Genomic DNA, 11536 nt, shown 5'->3' with positions numbered 1-11536 from the left:
AGCCGCCCTCGAAGTTGAAGGTGCCGCGTTCCGACCAGCCGTGTTCGTCGTCGCCCATCAGGGTGCGCGAGGGGTCGGCGGACAGGGTCGTCTTGCCGGTGCCGCTGAGCCCGAAGAACACCGCCGTGTCCACCGGGTTGCCCGGCGCGTGATTGGCCGAGCAATGCATCGGCATGACATTCTTTTCGGGCAGCATGTAGTTCAGCAGCGCGAACACCGATTTCTTGTTCTCGCCCGCATAGGCGCTGCCGCCGATCAGGATCAGCTTGCGCTCGAAGTTCAGCGCGATGACGGTCTCGGACCGGCAGCCGTGGCGCGCCGGGTCGGCCACGAAGCTGGGGCAGTTGATGATGGTGAAATCGGGAACGAAGCTTTCGAGCTCCGCGGCCTCGGGACGGCGGAGCATGTGGCGGATGAACAGCCCGTGCCAGGCAAGTTCCGTGACCACGCGCACGTCCAGCCGGTGCGTCGGGTCGGCCCCGCCGTACAGGTCCTGCACGAAATATTCGCGGCCCTTCATATGCGCGAGCATGTCCTGATAAAGCGTATCGAACGCCGCCGGCGCCATCGGCGGGTTGTTTTCCCACCAGATGTTTTCGGAAACCGCATCGGTTTTTACGATAAACTTGTCTTTCGGAGACCGGCCGGTGTGCTTGCCGGTGGTGACCAGAAACGCGCCGCCCTTGCCAAGGGTGCCTTCACCCCGGGAAAGGGCGGCTTCGATCAGCTTGGGCTCGATCAGGTTGTAATGCACGGCCTTGAGATCCGTGATCCCTTGCTTTTCAAGAGTATGCGCCGGATTAACGCGTCCTGTTGTCATTTGAGTGCTCCCGTTTCGGAGGGCGCGCCGCCACTCCTTGATATTTTGCGATACGCACGGAGGGCCGGTCCGGCGCTGCCTGATGCGCTCAGGCAAGGCCCTCATACCATGACGCTTCCGTGAGGGAACAGGCGACGTGTTCAGGTTAGCGCAACCAATGCGGGCGGAGGTGCGTCATATTAGTCAAATCTTGTAAAAATCCGGTCCTGATAGAGCTGCGACACGCTGGTGATTCGCGATTTCAGGTTGATAACAACGCGGCAAACGGCAAGATTATGGCAAAAAATAATCAATATTGGGCAGTAAAAGGATAACGCTATGTCGAGAATCGCTTTGGTCGACGATGACAGGAACATCCTGACATCGATCTCGATGACGCTGGAGGCCGAGGGCTTCGAGGTCGAAACCTACAACGATGGCCAATCCGCGCTCGAGGCATTTTCGAAGAACATGCCGGAGCTTGCGGTGCTGGATATCAAGATGCCGCGGATGGACGGGATGGACCTGTTGCAGCGGCTGCGTCAGAAAAGCCAGCTTCCGGTGATCTTCCTGACCTCCAAGGACGATGAGATCGACGAGGTTCTGGGCCTGCGCATGGGCGCCGACGACTATGTGAAGAAACCGTTTTCCCAACGCCTTCTGGTCGAGCGCATCCGGGCGCTGCTGCGCAGGCAGGATGCGCTGGGCGGCGAGGTGATCGAGGAGGGCCCCGATACCAGTGTCATGGTGCGCGGCTGCCTGCGTATGGACCCGCTCCGTCATGCCGTGAACTGGAAGGAGCGCGACGTTACCCTGACGGTCACCGAATTCCTGCTGTTGCAGGCGCTCGCGCAGCGACCCGGGTTCGTGAAAAGCCGCGATCAGCTGATGGATGTGGCATATGACGATCAGGTCTACGTCGACGACCGCACGATCGACAGCCACATCAAGCGGTTGCGCAAGAAGATGCGGACCGTCGATCCCGATTTCTCGGCGATTGAGACGCTTTACGGTATCGGCTACAGATACAACGAAGAATGAAAACTGGAAAATGACACTGGCGGAAGGGACGGATTTGCCGGACGGCGCACCCAGACAGGCGGATGTGGTTGTCGGCGAGGATTGGATCGGGTCCGGTGACGCCGTCCAGACAGAGCTGCGTGACAGCCGCGACAAGCGCAGTTTCATCACGCTGCACAGCTCTCCTCTGGCGCGCAAGATCATCACCTTCAACCTGATCGCGCTGATCCTGCTGGTGGTCGGTGTGCTCTACGTCGATCCGTTCCGCGAAAGCCTGGTCCTGCAACGCGAGCGCGGCCTGATCACCGAGGCGCGCCTGGTCGCCGACGTGTTCGAGGCGCAGCTTGCCGTCACCGATCCGCCGGTGCTGGGAGCCGAGGGCAAGATCATCCCGGAGCAGACGCTGGGGCTGCTGGATCTGCCGCGCGGAGTGGACGTTTATGTTTTCGGCCGCGATGGCGTGCTTCTGGCCACCACCGAGGGGCTCGAGCGGAGCGGCGGCATCGCCGCGACCGGCACGAGCGAAGTGCGCGAGCCGTGGCTGACCGAGGCGTTCAGTAGCGGCCTGAACTGGTTGGCGGGGCTGTTCGGCACCGACAGTATCGGAACGGTCAGGCCGGACGTGCGCGGCCAGCTCCAACGCTCCGTCGAAAGCGCGCTTGGCAATTCGACCGATCTGCGCTTCATGCGCACGCCGGAAGGCGGGCGCGCTTATTCCGCGGTCACGCCCATCACGCTTGACGGGCAGGTGGCGGGCGCGGTGGGGGTTCTCACCTCGGATGCCGAAATCGCGCGATATGTGCGCAACGAGCGCGAGCAGGTCCTCCGGATGTTCCTGATCGCGATGGTCGTCTCCGTCGGGTTGAGCCTGGTGCTCGCGTCGACCATTGCCAACCCGCTGTCCGATCTGGCCCTCGCGGCGGAGCTTGGCCGGGACAAGAACGCCCGCAAGATGAGCCCGAGCCGCATCCGAATCCCGGATCTGACAGCGCGTCCCGATGAAATCGGGCGTCTTTCCGGCGCATTGCGGGGTATGGTCGTGGCGCTTTACGACCGGATTGACGCGAACGAGCAATTCGCCGCCGACGTCAGCCATGAAATCAAGAACCCGCTCGCCTCGCTGCGGTCCGCCGTGGGCACGCTGCGCGTCGCCAAGAAGGACGAGCACCGCCAGAAATTGCTCGATGTCATCGAACATGACGTGCGGCGGCTGGATCGGCTGGTGAGCGATATCTCGAACGCCTCGCGGCTTGACAGCGAACTGGTCAAGGAAGACGAGGAGCGGTTCGACCTGCTGCGCATGTTGGGCCACATCGTCGAATATCACGGCCAGATGGCCGAGAAAAACGGCGTCGATTTCATCTCCGACATGCCGAACGAACCGATCTTCATCGACGGTCTGGAGAGCCGATTGGCGCAGGTGTTCGTCAATCTGGTCACCAACGCCCTGTCCTTCTGCGAAGCCGGCGACGCGGTGCGCATCTGGGTGCGTCGGCGGGAAAACCGGGTGCTCGTCGTGGTGGAGGATACCGGCCCCGGCATCCCCGACGGCGCGCTCAGCAAGGTTTTCACCCGCTTCTATTCCGAACGCCCCGAGCAGCAGTTCGGCGATCATTCCGGCCTGGGTCTGGCGATTTCCAAGCAGATTGTCGAGGCGCATGGCGGCGTGATCTGGGCCGAAAATATTCGCCCGACCAGCGCCGACGTCACATCCCAGCCCCTGGGTGCGCGCTTCGTCGTCGGGCTGCCGGTCTAGGGCATGACCCCGGGCCGCGAAATTTCGGAAGACGGCGACGCGCGGAACCGGCCCGCCCGCCCGCGCGACGACACGGCGAACGCGGATGCGAACGGGCTGCTCGTCCACGGCAGCGCGGTGGCGCTGGGCGAGCGTGCCGTCTTGATGACCGGCGCCTCGGGCAGCGGCAAATCGGCGCTGGCATTGCAGTTGATGGCCTATGGCTGCACCTTGATCTGCGACGATCAGGTTCTGTTGAAACCGGCGCCGCAAGGTCTGCTGGCCTGCGCGCCGCAAGGCGCCGGCCGCGGGATCGAGGCGCGCCGCGTCGGTATCCTGCAAAGCTCCTGCATCGCCGATCGCGCGGATGCAGGAGATGTTGCGCGCGGCATCCCGCTTGTGCTCTGCGTCGATCTTGATAAGCCGGAGCGCGACCGCCTGCCGCCCCACAGGACGATCACGTTTCTCGGCAAACGGATCGCGAAACTTCACGCTGTGGAGAGCGGATATTTCGCGGCAGCAATCCTCCAGTATGTGAAGGGAGGGCGGAGCGACTGAACGCCGATGGAGATGTGATGCACCACGGTGCGAAACAAAGACTGGTTCTGGTGACCGGCCCTTCGGGCGCCGGGCGATCGACCGCGATCCACGCCCTCGAAGATCTGGGGTTCGAGGCGATCGACAACATGCCGCTGAGCCTGCTCGCCCCGCTGCTGGAGGGCAAGGCCCTGGGCCGCCCGCTGGCGCTCGGCTTTGACACCCGCAACCGGGACTTCACCTCGCACACGCTGGTCGAGATGATCGACGGGCTTGCGGAACGTGGCGATCTGGACGTGCAGCTGCTGTATCTCGACTGTCGCGGCGACACGCTGCTGCGCCGTTACTCCGAGACGCGGCGGCGTCACCCGCTGGCGCCCGGCGAAACCCCGGCCGACGGGATCGCACGGGATTTCGACCTGCTGGAAAAGGTCAAATCACGCGCCGATGTGATGATCGACACCTCCGAATTGTCGCCGCATGATCTGCGCAGCGAGCTGGCGGCGAAATTCGCCGTCGAGGGCGCGGGCGCGCTGGCCGTGACGATCCAGTCCTTCAGCTATAAGCACGGCATTCCGCACGGTCTCGACATGGTCTTTGACGTGCGCTTCTTGCGCAATCCCTATTGGGACGTCACGCTGCGCCCTTTCGACGGGCGCGACGAGGTGGTGCGCAGCTTCATCAAGGCCGACGTCCGGTTCGAGACCTTCTTTTCCAATGTGATGCAATTGGTGCTGCACTTGCTGCCCGCCTACGTCGAGGAGGGAAAGACGCATCTGACCATTGGCTTTGGATGTACCGGAGGGCAACACCGATCGGTCGCAATGACAGAGTTGATGGCCGACGCTCTTGCACAGGAGGGTTGGCAGGTATCTAAACGGCACAGAGGACTTGCGCGGCGCGGGGTTGCCCCGGCACTGCATGATCAGGGGACAACAGCGTGATCGGTATCGTGATCGTCGCGCACGGCGGTTTGGCCAGAGAATATCTTTCCGCCGTGGAACATGTGGTGGGCAAGCAATCGGGCATTCGTGCGATAGCTATAGAACCCGATCATGACAGATCCTTGAAACAGAGCGAAATCTGCGCCGCCGCCGACGATGTCGACGAGGGCGAAGGCGTCGTGGTGGTGACCGACATGTTCGGCGGCTCGCCCTCGAACCTGTCGCTGATGGCCTGCAATCCCGCCAATCGCAAGATCCTCTATGGTGCGAACCTGCCCATGCTAATCAAGCTGGCGAAATCGCGTCGGCTTGCCGTGGCGGATGCCGTCAGTGCGGCCAAGGATGCAGGCCGCAAGTATATCAACAGTTTCGACGGCATCGCAGGCTGAGAAAACGGACGAAGGCAGGGCATGACCAGACGAAAACTGAAGATCGTGAACGAAAAGGGGCTGCATGCGCGGGCGTCGGCCAAGCTGGTCGAGGTCGTGGAAGCCTTCGACGCCTCGGCCACGATCAGCAAGGACGGCATGGACGTGTCGGGCGATTCGATCATGGGGCTGCTGATGTTGGCAGCGTCCAAGGGCACCTATATAGAGGTGGAAACCAGCGGCAACGCGGCAGAGCCGCTGGCGCAGGCGTTGGATGATCTGGTTGCCGATCGCTTTGGCGAGGACTACTGATCCCAATCGACACGCAGCAGGCAAGGGCGGGTTCCCGTGAAAGAACGTGACGACGACCCGCCGCAGCCACAGCAGGCCCCGGCGCCGGACTACGTGCCCTACGACAAGTCGCGGCTGTCTTACGCCAACACGTTCACCAACCCGTGGAAATCCAATACCATACGGGTGATGGAATGGATGACCGGGAAATACACGCTGTTACGCCTGATCCGCCGTTTCGAAAGACATGGCGTCGAGCCGGGCCAGCCGTTCTGGCGCGATGCCCTGCGCGAAATGCGTATCGAGCTGCGCACGCCGCAGGAGCAGATCGCGCGCATTCCCGCCGACGGCGCGCTGGTGGTGGTGGCGAACCATCCGCACGGGCTGATCGACGGCATGATCCTGGCGGAGCTGATCGGCAGGGTGCGCACCGACTACAAGATCCTCACGCGAAGTCTTCTGACCGGGGTGGAGGAGATTTCGCGCTTCATGATCCCGGTGCCCTTCGCGCATGAGCCCGACGCGCTGGAGCTGAACCTCAAAATGCGCAAGCAGGCGATGGATCAGCTGGCCGCGGGCGGCGTCGTGGCGCTGTTCCCCTCAGGTTCGGTCGCGAGTTCGGCGACGATGATGGGCCCCGCGCAGGAGGCCGTCTGGAACCCCTTCACCGCGAAACTGATCCGCCGGTCCGGCGCGCAGGTCCTTCCGATCCATTTCACCGGGCAGAATTCGCGCGCTTATCAGGTGGCGAACCGGCTGTCGCCGACGCTGCGCCAGGGGCTTTTGATCCATGAGGTGGTACGCGCATTGGGGCATTCGCAGGCCCCGGTGGTCGGGCACCCGATCCCGCGGGCCGAGATAGAGGCCCGCCAGGACGAGCCGCGGCGTCTGATGTCCTGGCTGCGCGCGCACACCCTGTCGCTGGCGCGGTGACTGTTCCCGGCGCCATCCCGGAGCTATCCCGGTCATTTGACGAGGTCGAGGACCTCGCGGAACCGCGGATGACGGGCGTCTGACAGCCATTCGAAGATCGCCATTTCGGCGCTGAGCACATCCGCCCCGTGCTGTCGCGCGCGCGTGATGGCCAGATCGCGGTCGCGCGGGTCGCGCGATCCGATCGCATCCGCCACGAGGTGGACCTTTTTGCCCGCCGCAAGCAGCCCCAGCACCGTCTGCATCACGCAGACATGCGCCTCGCACCCCACGACCACCACATCGGCCGTGGTGATGCGACCCATCAGATCGGTGCCGCGGCAGGCATCGAACATCATCTTTTCGACGATCGGTTCGCCCGCCTGCGGGCTCAACGTTTCGATGGTTCGGCCAAGGCCCGCGGGGCTCTGCTCGGTATAGAGGACGGGCAGGGCCAGCAGGCGCGCCGCCCGCGCCAGCGTCTGCACGCGCGCCGTCACCGCGCGACCATCGTGAATGGCGGGCATCAGCCGGGCCTGGAGGTCGATCAACAAAAGCGTGCTGCGCCCGGAGGAATCGGCGGCGGGAACGGCGTTCATTCCTCTCTCCTCTCCAATTCCGCGATGCGATCTTCGACATAGGAGGTCATCAGATCCCTGGGCGCGACATCGAACAGCCTGATCCGGCGCGTGTGTTCCAGCAGCAAAAGTCCGGTCGCATGGGCGAAACACCCCGCCATCACCCGGTTCGCCGCAGTCTCGCCGCCGCCGAGTTCCCGTGTGGCCGCGCCGATCGGGGCCAGCGCACCGGTCAACGCGCGGTTCAGGGCCGCGTCGCGGTCGCGCCCCACGCCGCGTGGGCTCATCCCGCCGCCATGCAGCAGGTAAAACCCGAGCTCCAGGTCGCGCGGCCGGCGCTCGTAGAAGTCGAAGAACCCCATAGCGGCCGCGCGCAGGCGGTCCTGAGGCGAATCTGTCGGCGCGGCGGCCCCGGCGACAGCCAGCCTGAGCTCTTCCAGCGAAGCGGCCAGCAGGGCGGCATAGACCGCTTCTTTCGAGTCGAAATGGAAATACAGCGCCGCCGCCGTGTATCCGGCTTCCGCCGCTATGGCGCGCAGCGAAGCCCCCTCCAGGCCGCGCTGCTCGAACACCCGGCGCGCGGCGTCGAGGATCAATGCGCGCTTGGCATCGCTCACCGCTTTTCGGCGGCGGATCGCAGGGGCTGACATGGTGCTACCTCTCTGGTTGACTAATTTTTAACATCGTTAGATAATTCTGCAATCATTAATCTATGCCGGAGACCGACCATGCTGCTCACGACCGAGGATTATCGGGAGTCTCTGCGGGCTTATAATCCCACCGTATTCGTGAATGGCCAGCGGGTCGAAAGCGTCGCGGATGAGCCGCTCCTGGCGCCGGGGATCAACGGGGTCGGGGTGACCTATGATTTCGCGCAGATCGAGACGTCCCGGATGCTGATGACCGCGCGCCAGGGCAGCTCCGGCAAGACGGTCAACCGGATGTTGCACATTAACGAAACCTCCACCGATCTGCTGCATAAGTTGGAGGCCGTTCGCCTGGTCTGCGCCGAATCGGGCTGCGCGCAACGGTATCTGGCGCATGACGCGCTGAACGCCTTCTATCAGGCGACGCGGCGCACGGATGACACCCATGGAACGGAGTATTTCGAGAGGTTTTTGAATTATCTTCACATGGTCCAGGATCGGGATCTCGCGCTCGGCATCGCCATGACCGACGCCAAGGGCGACCGCACGCGCCGCCCGTCGGAGCAGGACAACCGCGATGCCTATGTGCATGTGGTGGAACGTCGTCGCGACGGAATCGTCATTCGCGGCACCAAGGCGATCGTGACCGGCGCACCCTACATGCACGAATTTCTGGTGATGCCCTGCCGCACCCACCGCCCCGAGGATCGTGATTTCGCCGTCGCCTGTGCCGTTCCCGTGGATGCCGACGGCATCACCATCGTGGCCAAGCCCGCGGGCCGTCCCGGCGAGGCGGCGGCCAGATTCTCGGCCAGATACGGCCAGTCGGTGGGCGTGGTGCATTTCGATGATGTCTTCGTGCCGCACGACCGGGTGTTTCTCGACGGCGAGACGGAGGAGGGCGGCTTTCTGACGACGTCCTACGCGACGCACCACAGGCATTCGTGCATCGGCGCGCGGGCGGGCTTCGGCGATCTGTTGATCGGCGCGGGGGCGCTGATGTCAGAGGCGAACGGTCTGGACATGGCTCGTCACGCGCATATGCGCGATGCGATGGTGGATCTGATCACCATCACCGAAAGCTTTTACGCCTGCGGCGTCGCGGCGTCGGTCTATCTGACCGAGGATCCCGCCGGTTGCGTCATGCCGGACCCGGTCTATTCCAACATCGGCAAGCTGCTGCTGGCCACCAAGATCTACGACATGCACCGGCTGGCGCATCACGTCTCGGGCGGGCTGATCGTGGCGTTGCCCGGCCCCGAAGAGGACCACAACCCCGAAACCAGGGCCAGCCTGGCGGCGGTGATGCAGGGCCGGCCGGACATTCCCGCCGCGCAACGGGCCGACGTGGCGCGCCTCATCGAGGATCTGACCGCGAGCCATCAGGGCGGCTGGTATTCCGTGATCTCACTGCATGGCGGCGGTTCGCCCGAAGCGATGAAGCGCGAAATCTGGCGCAATTACCCCGTTACCGACCGCAGCGAAATGGTGTCGCGCCTGCTCGATCGCGGGCTCGTCGATCAGGGCCAGATCCCGCACCGACAGCCCGGGCGTTGTTGCGCGAAAGGCTGCGAAGTGCCGAGCATGGTGCCCTCGGCGGCCGAATAGGCGGGCGCGATCAGCGCGTCGGCACGGGCTCGTCGCCGCGATAGTCGTAAAAGCCGCGCTTGGTCTTGCGGCCCAGCCATCCGGCCTCGACATATTTTGTCAGCAGGGGGCAGGGGCGGTATTTGGTATCCGCAAGCCCGTCGTGCAGCACGTTCATGATCGCCAGGCAGGTGTCCAGACCGATGAAATCCGCCAGCTCAAGCGGGCCCATGGGGTGATTTGCCCCCAATTTGAGCGACGTATCGATGGAGCGCACCGATCCCACGCCTTCATAGAGGGTATAGATCGCCTCATTGATCATCGGCATCAGGATCCGGTTGACGATGAAGGCGGGAAAATCTTCCGAGCTGGCCGCGGTCTTGCCCAGCCGCTCCACCACCGCGTGACAGGCCGCGAAGGTTTCCTCATCCGTCGCGATGCCGCGGATCAGTTCCACCAGCTGCATGACCGGCACCGGGTTCATGAAATGGAAACCCATGAATTTTTCCGGCCGGTCGGTCCGGCTGGCCAGTCGGGTGATCGAGATCGAGGAGGTGTTGGAGGTCAGGATCGAATCGGGTTTCAGGTGCGGAACAAGATCCTCGAAAATTGCGGTCTTGACGGTTTCGCGTTCCGTCGCCGCCTCGATGATCAGATCGCAGCGACCCAGATCCGACAGGGTGAGCGTGGCGCCGATGCGACGCAGCGCCTCTGCTTTCTGCTCTTCGGTCACCGCCTGGCGGGAAACCTGGCGGTCCAGGTTCCGCTCAACCAATGCGCGCGCAGCCGTCAGCGCGTCCTGGGAGATATCGGTCATCAGCACGTCATAACCGGCCAGCGCGCAGACATGGGCAATACCGTTGCCCATCTGTCCGGCGCCGACGATCCCAACCGATCTGATTTCCATTCCCGTCACCCTTTTGCGAATTCCGCCAAAGCATAGGCGGCTGCGGTACGGGCGCAAGGGGCGAGTTTTCGCGACAATTTTCAGTGAATTGAAGGGTTAACGGTTTGGCAATTTGCAACGTGCAATCTGCCCTATGGGTGATGAAAACAGGGCGGGCATGACATGAGCTTCGAGCGAGGCAGACATTCGGGAATTGACTATAGACCGTGCAGATACGAGGGGTCGCGCCTTGATTTTCGCGGCCCGCCCAAGGCGCTGGATGGCGATTACATCGCCTTTCTGGGGGGCACGGAAACTTACGGCCGATTCGTCGAACGCCCGTTCTGCGCCTTGCTGGAGCAGGCATTGGGGGGCGCTTGCGTCAATCTCGGTTGCATGAACTCCGGCATGGATGCCTTTTTGCGCGATCCGGGCGTCATCGACATCTGCCGCGGGGCGCAAGCAACGGTGGTGCAGATCACCGGCGCGCAGAACATGACCAACCGGCTCTATTCGGTGCATCCGCGCCGCAACGACCGGTTCATCAAGGCGAGCGAATTGCTGCATCGACTGTATCGTGAAATCGACTTCACCGAGGTTCACTTCACCGGCCATATGCTGCGTTTGCTGCAACAGAAAGACGATGGCCGTTTCGATATCGTGCGCGCCGAGGTGAAGACGGTATGGAAAGCGCGGGTGCGCGAATTGATCCGCACGATCGACGCGCCGGTGGTTCTGCTGTGGGCCGCGCGGCGCTCGCCGTCGGCGGCGGGTCATCCGGCGGAGGGAATGGCGGAACCGCGCTTCGTCGATCGCGACATGGTCGAGGAAATGCGCCCCCTCGTCGCGGATATCATCATTTGTCCGGAATCGGCCAAGGCAAGGGCCTGGGGCACGATGGGGATGACATTCGACCCGCTGGATCGAACCGCGGCGAAGGTTCTGCCGGGGCCCGCCGCGCATGCCGATATCGCCGCCGCGCTCGAAGGTCCGCTGATGCGGCTGTTGCCGGAGCGTGGGGACCGGCGCGATACGGGCTGCGCGCAGGGCAGGGGAAATGAGGAGGAGCCGTCATAAGGCTGAGCGCCAAAGAAAAGGCCCGCCGGATGGGCGGGCTCAGACTGCTGACAAAGTCCTCGCCTTGTGCGGGGACTTTTGATTCAATGGGGTATGTTGAGAAAGCCTTCCCCGCAGCAAACCGAGCTTGAGATGGTGACGCTGGAGCAGTTGGT

13 protein-coding genes are annotated in these 11536 nt (G+C 63.4%); 9 read left to right on the top strand and 4 right to left on the bottom strand.

Annotation, left to right across the window (positions count from 1 at the left end):
• On the bottom strand, positions 1 to 820 hold an 820-nt coding region (locus tag ACU0BR_RS14500; RefSeq protein ID WP_446157544.1), incomplete at its 3' end, for a phosphoenolpyruvate carboxykinase (ATP).
• 318 nt (positions 821 to 1138) lie between these two features.
• On the opposite strand from ACU0BR_RS14500, the gene ACU0BR_RS14495 reads away from it, so the two are divergent.
• From ACU0BR_RS14495 to ACU0BR_RS14465, 7 genes are read left to right on the top strand one after another with little or no spacing between them, the layout of a single operon-like run.
• Entirely contained in the window at positions 1139 to 1840 is a 702-nt protein-coding gene (locus ACU0BR_RS14495) for a response regulator transcription factor (RefSeq protein WP_446157543.1), read from the top strand.
• A gap of 10 nt (positions 1841 to 1850) precedes the next feature.
• On the top strand, positions 1851 to 3575 hold the full coding sequence (locus ACU0BR_RS14490) for a sensor N-terminal transmembrane domain-containing protein (protein ID WP_446157542.1): 1725 nt from the start codon (positions 1851 to 1853) through the stop codon (positions 3573 to 3575).
• A 3-nt stretch (positions 3576 to 3578) separates the two neighbouring features.
• Positions 3579 to 4112, top strand: coding sequence for an HPr kinase/phosphorylase (locus ACU0BR_RS14485; RefSeq protein WP_446157541.1), 534 nt, complete (start codon positions 3579 to 3581; stop codon positions 4110 to 4112).
• Positions 4113 to 4129: 17 nt separating this feature from the next.
• Complete coding sequence (gene rapZ, locus ACU0BR_RS14480) at positions 4130 to 5035, top strand: RNase adapter RapZ (protein WP_446157540.1); 906 nt, start codon at positions 4130 to 4132, stop codon at positions 5033 to 5035.
• A complete protein-coding gene (locus ACU0BR_RS14475) occupies positions 5032 to 5424 on the top strand; it encodes a PTS sugar transporter subunit IIA (RefSeq protein ID WP_446157539.1) in 393 nt (130 codons plus the stop codon). Before rapZ ends, ACU0BR_RS14475 begins: the two co-directional genes overlap by 4 nt.
• A gap of 21 nt (positions 5425 to 5445) precedes the next feature.
• Entirely contained in the window at positions 5446 to 5715 is a 270-nt protein-coding gene (locus ACU0BR_RS14470) for an HPr family phosphocarrier protein (protein WP_446157538.1), read from the top strand.
• A 36-nt stretch (positions 5716 to 5751) separates the two neighbouring features.
• Complete coding sequence (locus ACU0BR_RS14465) at positions 5752 to 6627, top strand: lysophospholipid acyltransferase family protein (RefSeq protein WP_446157537.1); 876 nt, start codon at positions 5752 to 5754, stop codon at positions 6625 to 6627.
• A gap of 32 nt (positions 6628 to 6659) precedes the next feature.
• Here the strand turns inward: ACU0BR_RS14465 and ACU0BR_RS14460 are convergent, their stop codons facing one another.
• Together ACU0BR_RS14460 and ACU0BR_RS14455 are read right to left on the bottom strand one after the other, a co-directional pair.
• Positions 6660 to 7205, bottom strand: a complete 546-nt coding sequence (locus ACU0BR_RS14460; protein WP_446157536.1) for an isochorismatase family protein — start codon at positions 7203 to 7205, stop codon at positions 6660 to 6662.
• Complete coding sequence (locus ACU0BR_RS14455; RefSeq protein ID WP_446157535.1) at positions 7202 to 7780, bottom strand: TetR/AcrR family transcriptional regulator; 579 nt, start codon at positions 7778 to 7780, stop codon at positions 7202 to 7204. Before ACU0BR_RS14455 ends, ACU0BR_RS14460 begins: the two co-directional genes overlap by 4 nt.
• Before the next feature lie 132 nt (positions 7781 to 7912).
• Here ACU0BR_RS14455 and ACU0BR_RS14450 point away from each other — a divergent pair, with 132 nt between their 5' ends.
• Positions 7913 to 9439 (top strand): 4-hydroxyphenylacetate 3-hydroxylase family protein, encoded by a 1527-nt coding sequence (locus ACU0BR_RS14450; RefSeq protein ID WP_446157534.1) that lies wholly within the window; start codon positions 7913 to 7915, stop codon positions 9437 to 9439.
• Between the two features lie 10 nt (positions 9440 to 9449).
• On the opposite strand, the gene ACU0BR_RS14445 is transcribed toward ACU0BR_RS14450, so the two are convergent.
• Positions 9450 to 10325 carry a 3-hydroxybutyryl-CoA dehydrogenase gene (locus ACU0BR_RS14445; protein ID WP_446157533.1) on the bottom strand — a complete coding sequence of 292 codons (876 nt, stop codon included), beginning with the start codon at positions 10323 to 10325 and terminating at the stop codon, positions 9450 to 9452.
• A 162-nt stretch (positions 10326 to 10487) separates the two neighbouring features.
• Between ACU0BR_RS14445 and ACU0BR_RS14440 the strand changes: the two genes are divergently transcribed.
• Positions 10488 to 11381: a DUF6473 family protein gene (locus tag ACU0BR_RS14440; protein WP_446157532.1), complete on the top strand. Its 894-nt coding sequence runs from the start codon at positions 10488 to 10490 to the stop codon at positions 11379 to 11381.
• Positions 11382 to 11536: the final 155 nt, after the last annotated feature.

Source organism: Brevirhabdus sp. (assembly GCF_052826345.1).
Note: the sequence above shows the minus strand (reverse complement) of the source record. Positions and strands in the feature narration are given on the sequence as shown.